Here is a 17,267-nt window from a genome sequence, read left to right on the forward strand (position 1 = left end):
ATCGGTCCGAGGTGTAAGCGTGGCAACACGTTCAGCTGACGGATACGAATCGGTCGAGGACTTCTCCTGAATTCACTCCCGGCTTCTTGCTCCGTATCTGGTTTTCAGGGTGCATGACCCTGGAAAAACCATTGCTTGATTAGTTTGGTTACTGAGGCATTCATTTTTGTTTGATTCCCTTCAATCGATCTCAGCTAAACAAAATTTATGGAGAGGTGTCCGAGTTGGCCGAAGGAGCACGATTGGAAATCGTGTAGGCGGTAATCACCGTCTCGAGGGTTCGAATCCCTCCCTCTCCGCCATTTTATCCTTGACGAACGTCCCTTTCTATGATAATATAAAAATTGCTGTGGTTCGGTAGCTCAGTCGGTAGAGCAGAGGACTGAAAATCCTCGTGTCGGCGGTTCGATTCCGTCCCGAACCACCATTTTATTCGCCGGTGTAGCTCAACGGGTAGAGCAACTGACTTGTAATCAGTAGGTTGGGGGTTCAAGTCCTCTCGCCGGCACCAATCGTGCCGTAGGGGCGTAGTTCAATGGCAGAACAGAGGTCTCCAAAACCTCAAATGCGGGTTCGATTCCTGCCGCCCCTGCCATTTACTTATAATTTTTGATTGAACCGGCGTTCCAACTGATTCAATTCAGATTGGGCCCGTTCTAGCCATTTTTTATCTATTCCTGCGTCTTTGTCAACAGGTTCTGTAAATTGGTTGAAGGATCCGGATAATAATCCGGTGCTGGTGTTTTTCGCCGGTCCTTTCCGGAATTTATGCATGAGAACAAACGGTTTCCCGATGCGTAAAACCGCTTGACGGGTACCGATGCTTCCTTCGATCGCCGTAACCGGAACACGCAGGTAAGCTTGATGTTCTTTATTTTCTTCCCAATCGAGTGCCTTGTCATAATATCCGTGGTCGTACTCATAACCGCCGCCGAGGTTGAATCCTACCTCGTTGAACAGGCGATCCACGGTTTGAAATGAGCCATCGATATTTTCCAGACTGGATTCTAACGGGATCATCGGGATCCTCCTTTCCCTGATAAACATTAGTCTGTGATGTTTGTTTTTCTCCCATTCATTGCGGCGGCATAGCCAAGTGGTAAGGCAGAGGACTGCAAATCCTTTATCCCCGGTTCGAATCCGGGTGCCGCCTCCAATCATTCAGTATCAACGTTTTTCATGTGCGGACGTGGCGGAATCGGCAGACGCGCTAGATTCAGGATCTAGTGGTCATTGTGACCGTGGAGGTTCAAGTCCTCTCGTCCGCACCATCCATTGTGTGCCCTTAGCTCAGCTGGACAGAGCGTCTGACTACGGATCAGAAGGTCGGGGGTTCGAATCCTCCAGGGCACGCCAAAAGTTTCCATTTGTATCCGTATCCATTTAACGTGATTTCGGACATTGATTTTGCGGAAGTAGCTCAGTGGTAGAGCACCACCTTGCCAAGGTGGGGGTCGCGGGTTCGAATCCCGTCTTCCGCTCCATAAAAATCTTGACCTTTGTCTTTAAGTGTAATAAAATGTACTCCGTATCCAATAATAATAAGCGGACGTGGCGGAATCGGCAGACGCGCTAGATTCAGGATCTAGTGGTCATTGTGACCGTGGAGGTTCAAGTCCTCTCGTCCGCACCATCCATATGTGCCCTTAGCTCAGCTGGACAGAGCGTCTGACTACGGATCAGAAGGTCGGGGGTTCGAATCCTCCAGGGCACGCCAAAAAATTAGCAGAGCCTTGTGCTGATGTAATCTGTACCCCTTAGACGTATAAGGGGTTTTTTCTTTGATCAGTTGAAATACTTCTTGCAATTGACCATGGCATCAGTCGATAAACTCAAAATGAAACAAGGTTGGCGCCTGTACTTAGGCGCCAACTTATTGTTTGACCGGTTATTTTTTTATTTTTAATCAACAATATTTTTTATGATACCAACATTTCACTGTAATCTACCTGATATAACAACCTAATAAAAACAGAAAAATACAGAGGTTTTGAGGAAAAAACCCTAATAAATTCCGACTCAGTAGCGTCCTTAGAAATCCTCCTTTTTTGTAGGAATAAATCAGACATCCACGATCGTAACGGAAATCCGCCCCTCCTTTGAGTCACAGTTGATCGTCTCAAAGAAGGGGCGTCCAAGCAACGTTTTTTTATTCTTGATCCGCTTGATCTGGTGTGCCGATCTCCTTTTGGATAGCCTTCCAAACACCGGGGTCTTCTGTTCCGAGATACCAGTGGGAAACGCCTGCGATCTCGGGATGCTTGTCCAGAATGGCGTTCAGTTTGGCCTCATAACTGATGCGGTCTTGGTAATAGCCCGTTATCGTTTCTCCGTCTTTTTGAATCTCCACGTAGGGTTCCTGGTTTGGATCCCGCTGAACATCGATATCTTTCTGTTGGAGCAGCTTTTGTATTTGTGGAAAATGAAGGGCGTACTGTCTTTGGTCTTGCCAGTAATAACCGTACCAGGAGAGACCGACATAGATTTTGTGGGCGGGGACATGATTTTCAGCAAAGGTGAGCAAGTCATCCATCCAAGAAATCGGAGTCATGGGGCCCGGTTCTCCCCAGCTATAGTTATAAGCCATCATTTTGAAACTGTCCGCCACTTTTCCCAATCGGCTCCAATCCTGGGCCCTTTGAGCGGGGAAACGACCCGGTTTTTCCACCTTGGGATAGACGGCGACACTCAGCCACATGTCATGGTCATGAAGCGTTTGGGACAATTCTTCAATAAAAAGGGAGAACCGGTCGCGGTCCTTCTCATAGATCGGTTGAAATTGAATTTCCGCACCGTGGTAATCATTTTTCTGTAAAAATCTTAAAATGTTGTCTGCGGTTTGTTTGCGTCGGCTTTCCTTTTTCAGGAGTTCATGCAACATCGAAGGAGAGAATTGGTTCGTGATGGTTGGGATGATGCGGAGTTTTTGTTTTCGGGCTGTTTGGACTGCTTTTTTGCGTTGCTTGTCCGATCCGGCGGGTTGTCCGACCGATCCGTCCGGTTGAAGCTGGTACCCGAAAAGGTTGACCTCATCGATCGTCTCAGTGTTGGCCTGAAGGGACTGAAGCGCTTGGTCTTCATCCCAACGGGGATACCAGACTGATACTTGAAAAGGTTGATCTCGAGGGCCCTCAGACACAGAAGGAGGCAAAAGATGGGTCTCCTCGTCAGGGGGCTCTTCTTCATCCGGTTCAGGCGAATTCGGTGAATCGGACGATGGCTGTTCATTCGATGGTTCGCCGCCTCCGGAATCTCTGTCGGGCTTTCGGGACATATCAGGGTCCCGCCAATTATTATGAAGAATGTTTTGCGTGGAGCCTTTTTTGACAGACGAGCTGTCATCGGGTTTCGGTTCCGGTGCAATCACCGCAGGGTCCGGGTTGGTTTCGGGGTCCCACCACTCGTCGTCGCCTTCGGGGTTTTTCTCCCGGGATTCAGACGGATCCCCCAACCGGGGAGGCTTATTGTTTTCCGCCAATCCCGCTTCAGACGATCCTGTCTTTGTGGCTTTTTCAGAAATGGAGTTGCCGGAAAAGTGTGCATAGGAAAAATAAGTACCTGCTCCTGCCACGCCGAAAATCAAACAGCATACCGCAACGTTTTGCCAAGAAAAGCGTTTCCTCCTAAGGTTCGTCTTCTCCGATGGGGCCGATCGGGTTTTGGATTCCCGGTTCGGCTTCAGATCATATTCGTTTCGCAAAATGGGATTCCCCTTTTCCTTGGGTATGATTCTATTTTATTCCACTATATCATTTTTTGATGGTTTTTTCGAAATTTTTCATGATAAACTGAGGGGATAAGGTAAAAAAATTCCCGCCTGCTTTTACAGACGGGAATGGAATGATCGAAAAGGAATCGCCTTTTTGGTTCTCGATTTATTGGAATGTCTTTTCGATGATGCCTCCCCCGAGGCAGACTTCTCCATCGTAGAACACCACGGATTGTCCAGGGGTGACGGCTCGCTGCGGTTCATCGAACCGAACGTCACAGGTTCCGTCCTCACGGGGATGGACGGTGACGGGTTGATCTTGTTGACGATAGCGGAACTTGGCAGTACAGGTGAAGGCAGTGGTTCGTTTCCGGCGGTCCACCCAGTGCAAGTCGACGGCGAGAAGGCCGTCTGAATAGAGAGCCGGGTGGTCGTGTCCTTGTTCCACCAGCAGGACGTTTTGTTCCAAATCCTTGCCGACGACGAACCAAGGTTCTCCGGTGCCGCCACCGCCAATTCCCAAACCTTGCCGTTGCCCCAGTGTATAGTACATCAACCCGTCGTGTCGGCCTTTGACTTCACCGGACAGCGTCTGCATTTCCCCGGGTTGGGCGGGAAGGTATTGGCTCAGAAATTCTTTGAAGTCCCGTTCCCCGATAAAGCAAATTCCGGTGCTGTCTTTTTTCTTGGCCGTCGGGAGGCCCGCTTCCTCGGCTATTTTTCGGAGCTCCTTTTTGTTCAGGTGTCCGACGGGAAAGATCGCTTTGGACAGTTGTTCTTGGCCCAGGGTGTACAGGAAGTACGTCTGATCCTTATTGGGATCCGCTCCCCGCAAAAGGTGGTATCCGCCGTCGGAAGCGTCCACCCGGGCGTAGTGTCCGGTAGCGATGACATCGGCTCCCAGTTGGAGAGCCTTGTTCAGAAACTCACCGAATTTGATCTCTTTATTACACATGACATCCGGATTGGGGGTACGGCCCCTCCGGTATTCGTCGAGAAAGTATTGGAACACTTTGTCCCGGTATTCCTCCTCGAAATTGACGGAGTAGTACGGAATCCCGAGATGGTCGCATACGCGGCGCACATCTTCAAAATCTTCCGTAGCCGTACAATTGCCCCATGCGTCGGTATCGTCCCAGTTTTTCATAAACAGACCGACGACGTCGTATCCCTGTTCTTTCAAGAGCAAGGCAGCGACAGAAGAATCGACGCCCCCGGACATACCGAGGACGACACGAGGGGATGTTCGGCTCATCTTTTCCTTCACCTCCCGGTACAGAAATGTGGAATATCAAGGTGGATGAAAGGAGAGGGGATCGGTTTTGCTCGTTCCCGAAGCACCTGCTCCATTATCATGTGAAAGAATGGGTCGGTCTATCGATCCCGATTGAAGAGTTCTTCATTCATCAGTGCGATGAACCGATAGGATGAAGGGCATCCTAATCATTGTAAGGGTATCGGCCCTTCCAAAAATTATATCACAGACAGTCAACAGGGAGGAAGGGAACGATGCAGCCTTTCCAACGACGAAGGCGGTTGACACCGCCGCAAGTTCTGGTGATCGGCTTTGCCGTCACGATTATCGTCGGCTCGTTTCTGTTGTCTTTGCCGATTGCCTCGGAGGGAGAATCGGTTCCTTATCTGGATGCTTTATTCACTTCCACCTCGGCTGTATGCGTGACGGGACTGGTTGTGACAGACACCGCCCGTACCTACAGCACCTTTGGCGAATGGGTCATCATGCTTTTGATCCAGGTGGGCGGACTCGGATTTATGGGTTTTACCACCGTTTTCGCTGTCTTATTGGGAAAAAGAATCGGGGTAAAGGAGAGACTGGTTCTTCGGGAAGCATATAATCAGGTAAAAGTGGGCGGTGTTGTCCAATTAGTTAAATACATGGTCATGATTTACGTGATCTTCGAAGGGATCGGTTTTCTGGTGCTGTCAGTCCGGTGGGTTCCTGAATTCGGATGGGGAAAAGGAGCGTATTACGCTCTTTTTCACACGGTCTCCGCTTTTAATAATGCCGGGTTTGACCTGTTTGGAGATTATCAGGAATTTAGCAGTCTCACCGGGTTTGTAACGGATCCGGTGGTCAACGGGATCATCACTGCCCTTTTCATTTTGGGAGGAATCGGTTTTATCGTGATTGTGGAACTATACCAGTATCGGTGGACAGGCCGGTTCAGTCTGCACACCAAGTTGGTCTTATTGACGACGATCGGTTTGATCTTCATGGGAATGTCGGGGATCATGCTGGTCGAATGGAGCAATCCGGATACGCTCGGCTCGCTGTCTACGACGGACAAATTGATGGCTTCCTTTTTCCAGGGAGTGACTCCTCGTACCGCCGGATTTAGTACATTGAATCTGCCCGACTTGTACCCGGCGACCCATTTTTTGATCATGATGCTGATGTTTATCGGGGCCTCTCCCAGTTCCACCGGAGGCAGAATCAAAACGACGACTTTCATGGCCATTGTTTTAGCGGTGTGGAGTATGATTCGCGGGCGGGATGATGTATCGACATTTCGGAGGCGTATTCCCCACGGTCAAATCTATAAGGCTTTGACGATTTTTGTGGCATCGATGGTTCTGGTGATCGGAATGACGATGTTGTTGACGATCACAGAGTCCTCCGACGTATTCCATGTTTTTTTTGAAGCTGTATCCGCCTTTGGAACGGTGGGATTGTCTCTGGGTATGACTCCGGAACTTTCTGACCTGGGGAAGGTTCTGATCACGCTGATCATGTTCGTCGGCCGCCTCGGTCCGATGACCATCGCCTTCGCCCTCGCCAAACGGACCGTTCCCCCTTTTTACCGTTATCCGGAAGAGGAACCCTTGATCGGGTGACCGATGCCCCGATTTTTCTCCACAGAAAAAGGCAGTCGGCCCCTGTCGGCTCCGACTGCCTTTTTCTGTGGAGAGAATTCCTTTTTAACCGGTTTTTCCTTTCATGCTTTCTTCCTGCTCCCGAAGGATTTCCTCCGCACCGGGAAGGTCGTCGAACCAGGAGGCGTTCTCCGGAAGATCGAATTTCATAAAGCGGCCATAATAATCCGGATGACGGGCTTGGTGGTATTTCAGGTAAATTTGATCGCCGTCCACTGCCAGTATCTCGATCTTGCCGGAGGAATGACTCATGGAGTATCGAATGCGTTTACCGAGTCCGGAAGTAAGGGATTTCGCCTGCTCGATGATATTGTAAGCTTCCTTAAATGTGAGGACGAAGCTGGAGTTCCCTGCCACCGGCCGGTTCTGAAAAAAGTAGTAAGGAGTGACGCCGGCCCAGGAAAGCTTATCCAACAATTCCGCCAGCACTTCCGGATCGTCATTGACCCCTTTCAATACAGGGGTTTGGTTAACCAAGATCACCCCTGACCGCTGTAATGCGTCGATGGCCCGGTAGGCTTCATCTGTCAGTTCCCGAGGATGGTTGAAATGAGCCATCACGTGAATGCGGGCGTCGGGGCGGGAGTATTCGGACAGAGTATCCAGAAGCTCCTGGTCTTCGTAGATCCGCATCGGGTTGAAGGATGGAAGTTTGCTACCAAAACGGATAATCTTTACATGGGGGACTTCCCGCAACCGTTCCAGAATGCCGCGGATTTTACGGGTGGCGAGAATCAGGGAATCGCCGCCTGTCAGAAGAACGTTGTTGATTTCGGGATGCCGGGCGATATAGTCGACTCCGGGTGAAACATCCAGGGATGCTTCGTGAACATCGTTTCGAAACAGGCGCTTCCGGAAACAGAACCGACAATAGGCTCCGCACACTTCGGAAACAATCAAAAGGGCTGTTGTTCCATATTTGTGCTGACAGCCGGGGGCGGCGTAGTTAAGGTGTTCGTCGGATGCATCCCATTTCCCGTATTCATCCAATTCCCCCTCATCGGGGATAATCAGTTTATAGATGGGGTCATGGGGATCGTCCCAGTCGATCAGAGATAAGTAATAGTCGTTGATGCGGAACACGAATTTGTCTGTAATCGCCGTCATTTTTTGGCGATGTTCTTCGGGGATCGATTCAATTTTTCGAATGTCTGTAATATAGCGAGGCTTCAATGCGCCCACCTCCTGAAAAACGTTGGCGAAAAATGGAGCCTTAACTCTGTTACATTGTAACAAAGTTCGGTTAAATACTCAAAAATGAAGGAAAAATTCCACAAGTTATGGATTCTGGAGGAGATCCTCGGCGAAAAGGATGAAGCAAAGTATGGAAACCTTGTGCTATAATTAAATAATAAGATTGTCGAAACGGAGAGGAAACATTGTTTTAAGGAGTAAAAAAATACCTCATTATTTGAGTTTTATAATGAATAAGCTTTTATTTTTATTGAAACAGCAGATTGGAGGGTGAGAATTGGGGACAGATAAACCGATCCCCTTGTTTGACGAATGGGGCCACTTGATCTGGATGGATCGCGAGGAATTTCGCAACAGTGTGATCCCGGAAAACATTCAGGCGGAATGGGACCATTCCGACCGGTTATACGCTTTTGTTGTCCAAATTTACCGCGATGGTTTTTTAAAGGAAGCGGAACAGGGGGCAGACCGGTTGTTGGAGTTGAGTGACCGGTCGGAAGAGGCCCTTCTCTTGAAGGGACTGATTCTCCTTCGCCAGAAACGGTTCGAAGAAGCGGAAGCGGTTTTACGGGAGTGTATCGAATCGTATTCGGACAGGGGTGTCGCCCATACGTATCTTGCCCGCCTGTATTCCAGACGTTCCGAGGACGAGAAAGTGGTTGCGACTCTGGAAGAGGGGCTCATACGGGAACCCAATCAAGAAACCGCTTTACATATGTTGACTCGTTGGTCGCCGAAGGAGAAAGCGATCCGGTTTCTGCAAAAAATGACTAAGAACAGCGAGGCCTGGGGGCCTCACTTGGCACTAGGTAAGCTGTACCTGGAGGATAACCGGATGGCGGAAGCCCTGGAACAGTTCCGTTCGGCCTTGGACCAATCCCGAAGGTTGCGGGGAGAAGAAGGACTGCCGCAATGGGAAGAAGAGGTCACCGCCATGACGGTGTTTGCCCTGCTTCACAAACGGGACGAGTGGGAGGAATTGATTCGGCTGGGTGAATCCTATTGGACACCGGCTTTTCTCACCCCCTTTCCGGGAATGGATTATGCCGAGGCTCTGGAGAAAGAGGGGCGGGTGGAAGAGGCCGTGCATGTTCTTGAGGAAACGCTTTCTTCCGTTGAACCCGAGTACCGACAGATGGTCCAGCTCCGGCGCCATCGTCTGGCGGAAAAAAAGGTCCAAGCCTAGTTTTTTACGGCAATGTTGACCTTCGCGATACGGATCCCCGGCGGTAAACGAAAAATCGCCGGGGATGTTTTCTTTCAAGATTGATTCGACCGTCCAGAGGTAATAGTAGTACCGTATGACCTGATCGACTCTTAAAAGGGTTGGATAGGTTCGAAGAATGGGGAGGGATTTTTGTGGAGAATGTTTTTACACCGAGCGTTCTCAAGGGAAAAACGGCTATCATCACCGGGGCGACCGGAGGTATTGGAACATGTATTGCCGAACAGCTTCGCCGGATGGGGGCAAACCTGCTTCTGACGGGTCGCCGGGAATCGGCGTTGCGTGATATCGGGGAACAATTGAACACCCTTCAAGGAGCGGGAGGCGTCGAAACCGTTGCGGCCGACCTCGTCGAAGACGCCGGCCGTCGCCGAGTGGTAGCGGCGGCGAAGGACTCCTTTGGCCCGACGGATATCCTGGTTAATAATGCCGGTGCCTTTGCCGCCTCCCTGGTGGAGGATGTTGAAGAAGCGGAGATGGAGCGGGTGATGCGGGTCAATTTCTTTTCGGTGGTTCAGTTGACTCAGCTGGTTTACCGGGAGATGAAGCAGCGCCGCTCGGGAAAGATTATTCAGATTTCGTCTCTTTCCGGAATTCGCGGATGGGAAGGGGGAACGATCTATGCCTCCTCCAAATTTGCTCTTAACGGGTTTACCCAATGCCTGGCCGTGGAAGCGGCTCCCTGTGGAATCCAGGTCAACGCTGTAGCACCGGGGTTTGTAGAGACGGACATGGCTAAAGAAGCGATCGGTGCCAAGGCGGAACGGGCGGGACGCTCTCTGGAGGAAATGTGGAAAAAGACGGAGGAGGGTCTGCCCTCGGGACGCCTCAGTACACCGGAAGAAGTGGCCGCCGCTGTCGGCTTTCTCTGTACCGATGCGGTAGATAATGTGATCGGATCCAACTTGCGTATCTCCGGCGGCGGTTTGCTGGGCTGAATCAGCCTGGTCTTGGAAAAAAGATATCGGAGGAGGAATCAGGGTGAAAAAAATCATGAACCGGCCGAATCAGATCGTGGGGGAAATGCTGTCCGGGTTCGAACACGCTTACCCGGACCGGATTCGTTCCATCGAGGGAACCGGTGTAGTGGTCCGTGCCGATGCCCCGGTTCAGGGGAAGGTGGGATTGGTCAGCGGCGGCGGCAGCGGTCATGAACCGGCCCATGCCGGGTATGTCGGACCGGGGATGTTGGATGCCGCGGTAGCGGGAGAAGTGTTCACCTCACCGACGCCGGACCAGATCCTGGAGGCGATTAAGGCGGTGGACAGCGGAAGGGGTGTTCTCTGCATTGTCAAAAACTATACCGGCGATGTCCTCAACTTTGAAATGGCCGCTGAACTGGCCGCCGCAGAGGGGATCGAAACGGCTCATGTGGTGGTTAACGATGACGTTGCCGTAGAAGACAGTACCCATACCAGCGGCAGGAGGGGCATTGCCGGAACGGTTTTTGTACACAAAGCGGCCGGTGCCAAAGCTGAAGAAATGGCCTCTCTACAGGAAGTCAAGGAGACGGCGGAGCAGGTGATCCGGGGAGTGCGCAGTATGGGTGTCGCCCTGACTCCCTGTACCCTGCCGGAAGCAGGCAACCCCAGTTTCACCTTGGAAACCGATGAGATCGAAATCGGGATCGGTATCCATGGGGAGCCGGGAACGGAAAGAATCCGACTGAAGACCGCCGCAGAACTGACCCGCCTTTTGGCGGATAACATCTTGTCCGATCTCCCGTTCCAGGCTGAAAACCGTGTAGCTGTTCTAGTGAACGGTATGGGGGGCCACCCCCTTGATGGAACTGTACGTCGTTAATAAAGAGCTGAACGCTTATCTGGAGGAAAAAGCGATCCGGGTGGCGGATACCTGGGTCGGAGAATATATGACCTCTCTGGAGATGGCGGGATGCTCCATCACCCTGCTCCGGTTGAACGATGAACTGGAACGACTCCTCCAAGCTCCGGCGAATACTCCGGTAGTGAAACGGGGATAAACGATGAAGGAAGCTTCGGCGTCACAGCCGGAGCTTTTGACTTTCTAAACATAATTCCTCACTTTTCAAACCATCATATATACATCAGGATCGATCCGGATCAATGATTCAAGGTGGTGAGGAAATCGATGTTTAACAAGAAAACAACAGCGATTGTCGTATTGATTTTAGCTGTAGTGACCATTACGGTGATACGTTCTTTTGGAGATACAAAGGAGTATAGGGAGTCGATACAACATAGAGCAAACAACCTCCTGAGTACATCCTCCGAATTAAAACCGATGAATTTCATGGGTGAAGTCAATAAAATAAGAGATGATTTGAATAAAGACTCGTCCATCATCACCATACATCATAATCAACAAGATAAAAGCCACTATATTCAACATGAAGTGACTGTAAAATTTGGCGGTCCTCTTAACAAACAGACGATGAATCAACTTGAAAAAGAAATTAATGGAAAAATAAAGAAGCACCATAAATCCTTATGCATCTTTAAATCCAATACCCTGACCACCCCGGAGTTAATTCGTTACTTTGAGGATCGGGATGATGTACGATATGCAGAACCCAATTATATTCTTTTACCTAATCAAATTCCTGTATATACTCCTAATGATCGGCTTTACGAAAGATACCAGTGGAATTTACCCGCCATAAGAACGGAAGAGGGGTGGGAAATTACCAAAGGGAAAAAAGAGGTCGTTGTCGCTGTCATTGATACCGGAGTGGATCTTGAACATCCCGATTTAAAAGACAAGTTAGTCCCTGGGTACAATTTACTAAACAAAAATGAGAAACCCCAGGATGATAATGGGCACGGTACCCATGTGGCAGGCATTATTGCCGCCCAAACGAATAATCGTGAAGGAATAGCCGCAGTCGCCTGGAATAACCGAATTATGCCTATTAAAGGGCTTGGTACGGAAGGATCAGGCAACTCCTTTGATATTGCAGATGGAATTATATGGGCGGCGGATCATGGTGTCGACGTCATCAACATGAGCCTGGGTAATTATCAGCCATCTTCAGTTTTAAAAGAGGCCATTGAGTATGCCGATCAAAAGGATGTGATGCTTATTGCGGCAACAGGAAATGATAATACGAATCAACCGGGATATCCTGCCGCTTATCCGGAAGTACTTGGGGTTTCTGCTATTAATCCTGAAATCAGCCGCGCTTCTTTCTCTAACTTTGGAGATTATGTAGACGTTGTTGCCCCAGGTGTTGATATCCCCAGCACATTTGCCAAACATAAGTATGCCGCTTTATCCGGTACATCGATGGCAGCACCGCATGTCACCGCATTGGCAGCTTTAATTCGATCCACTCACCCGGAGCTCTCCAATGATGAAGTTTTGAATGTGATCAAACAAACCGCCACTGATCTTGGACCACCTGGAAGAGATCCATACTACGGTGAAGGTCTGATCAATGTTTCAAAGGCATTGGAGAGTATGAACGGAGATACGAACTGGTTCAATCGTTGGTTATCTCGTTTCCGTTCCATTCTTAGAGGAGCTCCGGCGGGTACCCCGGTAGTGAAACGGGGAGGCGAGAGAGGAAGCTTCGGCGTCACAGCCGGAGCTTTTTCGTTGATCTCACCACCGCATGGCATGTTGTTTCACCATTTGCAAAAAGGCCTTAAGAGCGGGTGACAGCCATTTTTCTTTGTGATAAGCCATGATCGTCGCGACTGAATAAGGTTCCTCCCATGGCACCCCCGCCAATTTCCCTTCTTGAATCTCTGATTGAACCGCGATCGAAGGAAGCAATGAAATCCCCAATCCGCACATGACACACTGTTTAATCGCTTCCACACTCCAGGACTCCATGGTGGCTCGGGGTGAGACCCCGTTCTCTTGTAAGTAACGCTCAAAGAGCATTCGATAACTGCATCCCCGCTCCGTATACAAAAACGTTTCCTCTACAAGGGCCGGAAGGGTCATGGCGGAAACTTCCTGGAAGGGGTGGGCGGGAGGAGTAATCAGCATCATGGGTTCGTCGATTAATTTTTTTATGACTAAATCCGGCTCTTTCCACTCGCTTTCCAACAAGAATACGAGATCGTTTTCTCCTGTGCGCAATCGGTTCAGCGCTTCCCGGTTCGGTGATGGTTTTAAGATGATTTCCACCTGTGGGTACCGTTGTTTGTATTCATGAAGGACTGGGGGTAATCGGTAAACCGTTAAAGATTCAGGTGCCGCAATGGTTAAAGTCCCGGTCGGATCATCGTCATTTCCCGGGATCTCTTTTGCCTTTTCATAGAGATTTAAAAATTGGATGGCATAGGGCAAAAAACGGTGGCCGGTCTCAGTCAGGATCGTTTTCTTTCCCAGTCGGTCAAATAAAGGGGCTTGCAACTCATCTTCCAACAGTTGGATATGGCCGGTGATCGTGGATTGGGCATACCCCAGATGATCAGCCGCTTTTCTAAATCCCCCCAAATCAACGATGGTTTTAAATGTTTGTAGATGTCGAATCTCCATACGAAATCCCTCTCTAAGGACGGGGTTTCCTTCAGTGTATCATGAAAACCGATCAATTCGTTCATTATATTCTATTTTATAAATCGATATCGGGAAGATACAATGAACATAGCTCCCATTCGTATGAGGAGAAGGAGATGTTCAATGACATGGAAGAGATCGCTAACAATCAGATGATTTTTCTTTAACATGAAATCAGATCGGAGATGAAGTTGATGGGGATCGCAGTGTTATACGGAAGCTCCCGCAAAAATGGAAATACAGAGCGGTTGGCCCGTTTATTAGTTGAGGGTTTGGATGTGGATCCGATTTACCTGACTGACTACCGGATCGACCCTATTGTCGATTATAGGCATACAAAGCCGGGCCCTTATCCGGAGGATGATTACCGTCAATTGTTGAAGCGCGTGTTGAAGCAGGATACCCTCGTATTCGCGGTTCCGATCTACTGGTACGGTCTGCCGGGTTCCCTGAAACGGTTCATTGACCGTTGGTCCCAATCTTTGCGGGAGAACCGAGAGGATTTTTTGGCCGGCCTTTCCGAAACAAAGGCCTATGTGATCGCAATCGGCGGCGACGAACCGCATGTCAAGGGGCAACCCCTCATCCAACAATTCCAATATATTTTCGATTTTGTCGGAATTCAGTTTGCAGCTCATGTGATCGGGAGGGGGAACAGGCCCGGGGACATTGAGCAGGATGCCAGGGCTCTTGCGGCTATTCAGGATATAAGGACCCAACTCGAGGCTGACCGATGAATCTTTTTTATTACACAAAAAAACACCCTGGTGGGTGTTTGCAACGCAGGAGGTAATGGGCGAATAGAAAATTGAGGGGTTCGCTGATGACAACGAGAATCGGGAAAAATTCGTCACCGACTGTTGAACGGTAAAGAAACAGGGAGGGGTTGTGGGGACGGTATAGGAAGTGCTATGAACCATAAGAGGTGTAGGGATTGTGGTCGATATAAGGACTTTCATCCATATCATCGTACGGATAATCATAAGGCGACCGATAAGGGGAACGGCGGTGTTCCATCATCCGTTTCATATGTTTGTAGGCTCTTTTGACATGGTAATAGGCTCTTTCCATGTGGTGGTCATCCATCCTGGGATCCATCATATAGGGGTTTTGATACCATCTGTGCGGCATATCCTTCACTCCTTTAAAAAATTGAATGGGGAAAAGGGGCACATGGGTATCGTATGATCGTCTGTCCGCACCGGCACCCGGTCAAGCGCCTGATTTTAGTCCTTGCCGTGCCAGACCGAATCCGTCGGTCCGGTTCCGGTGCAAATACCAACCCGCACCATTCACAGGTATTAAGGGACAGTAACAAAAATGGAGGGTCCCTCCCCCCTTGTTTCTGTTATTTACAAATAATGCCGATGAAGTATGATAAAAGATAGACCACCTTTCTATATAAAGGGCAGGGAAACTCCCTGCCCGTTTTTTGTCTATGATGCAAGCGGCGGCCGGTTCAGGGATTATGAGATTCGTGTGATACAATGACAAGGGTAAAATCCTTTTCAGGAGGGGTAGACGTGCAGGTAACGGAAGCGGTTGCATGGTTTCAAGCCTATGCGGATCGTTTACAGCAGGAAAAAGAGCACTTGACGGAATTGGATTCCCGAATCGGTGACGGCGATCATGGGGCGAACATGGCCCGGGGATGGAAAGCGGTGAAGGAGGAACTGGAATCCTTCGACCAAGGTTTGTCGGAATGCTTCATGCAGGTGAGCAAAACCTTGATCGCCAAGGTGGGGGGTGCTTCCGGTCCTCTGTATGGAACGGCCTTTCTGCGGATGTCGATGAAGCTGAAGGGGGAGGCGAGTGTATCACCCGGGGACTGGGCGGAGTTGATTCAGGCCGGGGCGGAAGGGATCCGGCAGCGGGGAAAAGTCTCCGGCGGAGAGAAAACGATGTATGATGTATGGGCTCCTTTGGTCGATGCCGCTCGTGACGGGGCGGATCTGGAGGAGACGGTGCTGTTGAGATCGCTGGCCGAAACAGCCCGCGAAAAAGCCGAGGCGACCCGGGAAATGAAGGCGACTAAGGGGCGGGCTTCCTATCTGGGTGAACGGAGTATCGGCCATTTGGATCCCGGTGCAGTATCCACGGCCCTGCTGTTTGAAGTTCTCTGTGATACGTTGAGTCGGGAGGGGATGTAGGATGGCATCCAACTCTGTCGCGTTGCTGTTGGTTTCCCACAGCGAGTCTCTCGCCCGAGGAACCCGGGAATTGATCGCCGCGATGGCCCGGGAGGTGACGATCCGGATTGCCGCCGGTGACGGGGAGGGCGGTTTGGGCACCTCTGCCGAGGGGATTGAAACGGCTGTTCGTGAAACGGATGCGGAGGAAGTACTGATTTTTTTCGATCTGGGAAGTGCATTGATGCATGCTGAGATGGCCGTGGAGATGTGGGATGTTGACCATAGAAAACTGACGATTGTCGATGCTCCCTTTGTCGAAGGGGCATTGGCGGCGGCGATGGCGGTTCAGACGGGTCAAAGCGCCGAAGCGGCGGTTCAGGCCGCCGAAAAAACGCGCCGGGAACCGAAGCGGCGGTAGAAGAGTCGGTAAAGGGCGATGACCGGCTACAGGTACAGCGGGATCATCGCCCTAATGATTCAGGAAAGAAATCAGTGAAATGCTTTATACTTCCCATCACTGGTTTTGAAGCTCTTCCAGCAGGTTGGCCAGTTTATCCCAGGTTTGGGTCACACCCTGAAGCACTCCCATATCCAGCACTGATTGGAGTTCTTCGGCTGATGCGAATTGAGAGCGGCTGATCAACTTTGTCTTCCCGTCCTGCTCGATGAACGTTATCGTCATTTTTGTCGAGGGCATTTCCTCCACGATATTGCCCTCCGCATCAGAGAATGAATCGATGAAGACGATTCGTTCCGGCTCCTTGATCTCCTGATAGACTGCTTTCCCCCAAAACTCCATTCCGTAATCTTCCTGGCTTTCATCCGTGCACTTCATGCAGTAAAACCACACGCCTCCCGGACGGAAGTCGACATTGCATACGGGGGTCGACCAGCCTTTCGTCGACCACCATCGTTTCAGGTGCTCGGCTTCGGAGAAAGCTTTGAATACGAGTTCACGAGGGGCATCGAATACACGTTCCAGAATCAGCTCGCGGCCCTCCACTTTCGAAATCGTTTTGGAATTTTCCCTGTTTGACATTTTAATATCCTCCTTGATTAATATGATTCATAGCGATCCGCCCAATTGGCAGACGCTTGAATTTGCAGGATTACGGCTTGCCTTCACGGTTCCCGTTCTTACTTTGCAGTTCCTCTAAATAATCGTCCAAGCTGTCGAGTTTTTCTTCCCAGACACGGCGGAAAGAGGCCAGCCATGCGTCCAGCTCTTGGAACGCCGAATGCCGCAACTTGTAAATTCGCCGATTCGCGACTGCATGTACTTCGACGACCCCAGCATCACTAAGTATACGGAGATGCTTGGAAGCTTGCGGTTGGCGGAGCCCCAGCCGTTCGGCGATTTCCCCTACGGAGAGGGGACCGCCGCGTAAGAGCTCGACAATCTGTAATCGGTTAGGTTCGGCAAGCGCTCTCAACGTGGTTGTCTTCATTTTTTCCGCCCCCTTCCGATCCGGTTCCCTTAGAGAAAACAGCTTTCACATTGGTTTGCATTGAATTAACTTCCCATGTCTGGAATATACTATATAGAGAATATACCCGCAAAGGAATTTTCGAATTTTTCGTTACCTAGCAAAACCGATGGCCAGAGAACATAGTTGCGAAA

15 protein-coding genes, 10 tRNA genes and 1 pseudogene are annotated in these 17,267 nt (G+C 50.2%); 18 read left to right on the forward strand and 8 right to left on the reverse strand.

Annotation, left to right across the window (positions count from 1 at the left end; translation table 11 throughout):
• The first annotated feature begins 209 nt into the window (after window positions 1-209).
• The 4 genes from CHM34_RS17735 to CHM34_RS17750 all read left to right on the forward strand — a co-directional run bounded on the left by CHM34_RS17735 (window position 210) and on the right by CHM34_RS17750 (window position 595).
• A tRNA-Ser gene (locus CHM34_RS17735) sits at window positions 210-302 on the forward strand.
• Between the two features lie 49 nt (window positions 303-351).
• Window positions 352-427: transfer RNA gene (locus tag CHM34_RS17740), tRNA-Phe, on the forward strand.
• Between the two features lie 8 nt (window positions 428-435).
• Window positions 436-511: transfer RNA gene (locus CHM34_RS17745), tRNA-Thr, on the forward strand.
• A gap of 10 nt (window positions 512-521) precedes the next feature.
• A tRNA-Trp gene (locus tag CHM34_RS17750) sits at window positions 522-595 on the forward strand.
• Between the two features lie 5 nt (window positions 596-600).
• Here CHM34_RS17750 and CHM34_RS17755 read toward each other — a convergent pair.
• Window positions 601-1,020 (reverse strand): YugN family protein, encoded by a 420-nt coding sequence (locus tag CHM34_RS17755; RefSeq protein ID WP_169713821.1) that lies wholly within the window; start codon window positions 1,018-1,020, stop codon window positions 601-603.
• A gap of 62 nt (window positions 1,021-1,082) precedes the next feature.
• Between CHM34_RS17755 and CHM34_RS17760 the strand changes: the two genes are divergently transcribed.
• From CHM34_RS17760 to CHM34_RS17785, 6 genes are all read left to right on the forward strand, one after another.
• Window positions 1,083-1,156 (forward strand) — tRNA-Cys (locus tag CHM34_RS17760).
• A 27-nt stretch (window positions 1,157-1,183) separates the two neighbouring features.
• Window positions 1,184-1,271: transfer RNA gene (locus tag CHM34_RS17765), tRNA-Leu, on the forward strand.
• An 8-nt stretch (window positions 1,272-1,279) separates the two neighbouring features.
• A tRNA-Arg gene (locus CHM34_RS17770) sits at window positions 1,280-1,356 on the forward strand.
• A gap of 53 nt (window positions 1,357-1,409) precedes the next feature.
• Window positions 1,410-1,484: transfer RNA gene (locus tag CHM34_RS17775), tRNA-Gly, on the forward strand.
• 61 nt (window positions 1,485-1,545) lie between these two features.
• Window positions 1,546-1,633: transfer RNA gene (locus CHM34_RS17780), tRNA-Leu, on the forward strand.
• A 7-nt stretch (window positions 1,634-1,640) separates the two neighbouring features.
• Window positions 1,641-1,717: transfer RNA gene (locus tag CHM34_RS17785), tRNA-Arg, on the forward strand.
• Window positions 1,718-2,149: 432 nt separating this feature from the next.
• Here CHM34_RS17785 and CHM34_RS17790 read toward each other — a convergent pair.
• Together CHM34_RS17790 and mnmA are read right to left on the reverse strand one after the other, a co-directional pair.
• Window positions 2,150-3,700: a glycosyl hydrolase family 18 protein gene (locus tag CHM34_RS17790; protein ID WP_094265956.1), complete on the reverse strand. Its 1,551-nt coding sequence runs from the start codon at window positions 3,698-3,700 to the stop codon at window positions 2,150-2,152.
• Window positions 3,701-3,875: 175 nt separating this feature from the next.
• On the reverse strand, window positions 3,876-4,988 hold the full coding sequence (gene mnmA, locus CHM34_RS17795) for a tRNA 2-thiouridine(34) synthase MnmA (protein ID WP_338048687.1): 1,113 nt from the start codon (window positions 4,986-4,988) through the stop codon (window positions 3,876-3,878).
• A gap of 230 nt (window positions 4,989-5,218) precedes the next feature.
• Between mnmA and CHM34_RS17800 the strand changes: the two genes are divergently transcribed.
• On the forward strand, window positions 5,219-6,565 hold the full coding sequence (locus CHM34_RS17800) for a TrkH family potassium uptake protein (protein ID WP_094265958.1): 1,347 nt from the start codon (window positions 5,219-5,221) through the stop codon (window positions 6,563-6,565).
• Between the two features lie 84 nt (window positions 6,566-6,649).
• On the opposite strand, the gene CHM34_RS17805 is transcribed toward CHM34_RS17800, so the two are convergent.
• Window positions 6,650-7,786: a KamA family radical SAM protein gene (locus CHM34_RS17805; RefSeq protein WP_094265959.1), complete on the reverse strand. Its 1,137-nt coding sequence runs from the start codon at window positions 7,784-7,786 to the stop codon at window positions 6,650-6,652.
• A gap of 289 nt (window positions 7,787-8,075) precedes the next feature.
• Here CHM34_RS17805 and CHM34_RS17810 point away from each other — a divergent pair, with 289 nt between their 5' ends.
• From CHM34_RS17810 to CHM34_RS17825, 4 genes and pseudogenes are all read left to right on the forward strand, one after another.
• Window positions 8,076-8,984: a tetratricopeptide repeat protein gene (locus tag CHM34_RS17810; protein ID WP_094265960.1), complete on the forward strand. Its 909-nt coding sequence runs from the start codon at window positions 8,076-8,078 to the stop codon at window positions 8,982-8,984.
• A gap of 173 nt (window positions 8,985-9,157) precedes the next feature.
• Entirely contained in the window at window positions 9,158-9,961 is an 804-nt protein-coding gene (locus CHM34_RS17815; RefSeq protein ID WP_169713822.1) for an SDR family NAD(P)-dependent oxidoreductase, read from the forward strand.
• A gap of 43 nt (window positions 9,962-10,004) precedes the next feature.
• A pseudogene (gene dhaK, locus CHM34_RS17820) lies at window positions 10,005-11,004 on the forward strand (dihydroxyacetone kinase subunit DhaK).
• Between the two features lie 128 nt (window positions 11,005-11,132).
• Window positions 11,133-12,662, forward strand: coding sequence for a S8 family peptidase (locus CHM34_RS17825; RefSeq protein ID WP_094265962.1), 1,530 nt, complete (start codon window positions 11,133-11,135; stop codon window positions 12,660-12,662).
• Here CHM34_RS17825 and CHM34_RS17830 read toward each other — a convergent pair.
• The gene (locus CHM34_RS17830) at window positions 12,606-13,493 is read right to left on the reverse strand and encodes a LysR family transcriptional regulator (protein WP_094265963.1); all 888 of its coding nucleotides are present in this window, start codon (window positions 13,491-13,493) and stop codon (window positions 12,606-12,608) included. The genes CHM34_RS17825 and CHM34_RS17830 overlap by 57 nt on opposite strands.
• A gap of 215 nt (window positions 13,494-13,708) precedes the next feature.
• On the opposite strand from CHM34_RS17830, the gene CHM34_RS17835 reads away from it, so the two are divergent.
• The gene (locus CHM34_RS17835; RefSeq protein WP_094265964.1) at window positions 13,709-14,251 is read left to right on the forward strand and encodes a flavodoxin family protein; all 543 of its coding nucleotides are present in this window, start codon (window positions 13,709-13,711) and stop codon (window positions 14,249-14,251) included.
• A gap of 172 nt (window positions 14,252-14,423) precedes the next feature.
• Here the strand turns inward: CHM34_RS17835 and CHM34_RS17840 are convergent, their stop codons facing one another.
• Window positions 14,424-14,645 carry a hypothetical protein gene (locus CHM34_RS17840; RefSeq protein ID WP_094265965.1) on the reverse strand — a complete coding sequence of 74 codons (222 nt, stop codon included), beginning with the start codon at window positions 14,643-14,645 and terminating at the stop codon, window positions 14,424-14,426.
• 392 nt (window positions 14,646-15,037) lie between these two features.
• Between CHM34_RS17840 and dhaL the strand changes: the two genes are divergently transcribed.
• Both dhaL and dhaM read left to right on the forward strand, forming a co-directional pair.
• Window positions 15,038-15,664 (forward strand): dihydroxyacetone kinase subunit DhaL, encoded by a 627-nt coding sequence (gene dhaL, locus CHM34_RS17845; protein WP_240512071.1) that lies wholly within the window; start codon window positions 15,038-15,040, stop codon window positions 15,662-15,664.
• 1 nt (window position 15,665) lies between these two features.
• Window positions 15,666-16,064, forward strand: a complete 399-nt coding sequence (gene dhaM, locus CHM34_RS17850; RefSeq protein WP_094265967.1) for a dihydroxyacetone kinase phosphoryl donor subunit DhaM — start codon at window positions 15,666-15,668, stop codon at window positions 16,062-16,064.
• A gap of 96 nt (window positions 16,065-16,160) precedes the next feature.
• On the opposite strand, the gene CHM34_RS17855 is transcribed toward dhaM, so the two are convergent.
• Window positions 16,161-16,685, reverse strand: a complete 525-nt coding sequence (locus CHM34_RS17855) for an SRPBCC domain-containing protein (protein ID WP_094265968.1) — start codon at window positions 16,683-16,685, stop codon at window positions 16,161-16,163.
• Between the two features lie 70 nt (window positions 16,686-16,755).
• A complete protein-coding gene (locus tag CHM34_RS17860; RefSeq protein ID WP_094265969.1) occupies window positions 16,756-17,094 on the reverse strand; it encodes an ArsR/SmtB family transcription factor in 339 nt (112 codons plus the stop codon).
• Between the last annotated feature and the right edge of the window lie 173 nt (window positions 17,095-17,267).

The organism is Paludifilum halophilum (genome assembly GCF_002245355.1).
Lineage (GTDB): Bacteria > Bacillota > Bacilli > Thermoactinomycetales > DSM-45169 > Paludifilum > Paludifilum halophilum.

What these genes read in the sequence shown, in the direction of transcription:
- CHM34_RS17755 (WP_169713821.1), bottom strand. Translation starts at nt 1,020, where the DNA reads ATGATCCCGTTAGAATCCAGTCTGGAAAATATCGATGGCTCATTTCAA.
- CHM34_RS17800 (WP_094265958.1), top strand. Translation starts at nt 5,219, where the DNA reads ATGCAGCCTTTCCAACGACGAAGGCGGTTGACACCGCCGCAAGTTCTG.
- CHM34_RS17825 (WP_094265962.1), top strand. Translation starts at nt 11,133, where the DNA reads ATGTTTAACAAGAAAACAACAGCGATTGTCGTATTGATTTTAGCTGTA.
- CHM34_RS17830 (WP_094265963.1), bottom strand. Translation starts at nt 13,493, where the DNA reads ATGGAGATTCGACATCTACAAACATTTAAAACCATCGTTGATTTGGGG.
- CHM34_RS17835 (WP_094265964.1), top strand. Translation starts at nt 13,709, where the DNA reads ATGGGGATCGCAGTGTTATACGGAAGCTCCCGCAAAAATGGAAATACA.
- CHM34_RS17840 (WP_094265965.1), bottom strand. Translation starts at nt 14,645, where the DNA reads ATGCCGCACAGATGGTATCAAAACCCCTATATGATGGATCCCAGGATG.
- dhaM (WP_094265967.1), top strand. Translation starts at nt 15,666, where the DNA reads ATGGCATCCAACTCTGTCGCGTTGCTGTTGGTTTCCCACAGCGAGTCT.
- CHM34_RS17855 (WP_094265968.1), bottom strand. Translation starts at nt 16,685, where the DNA reads ATGTCAAACAGGGAAAATTCCAAAACGATTTCGAAAGTGGAGGGCCGC.
- CHM34_RS17860 (WP_094265969.1), bottom strand. Translation starts at nt 17,094, where the DNA reads ATGAAGACAACCACGTTGAGAGCGCTTGCCGAACCTAACCGATTACAG.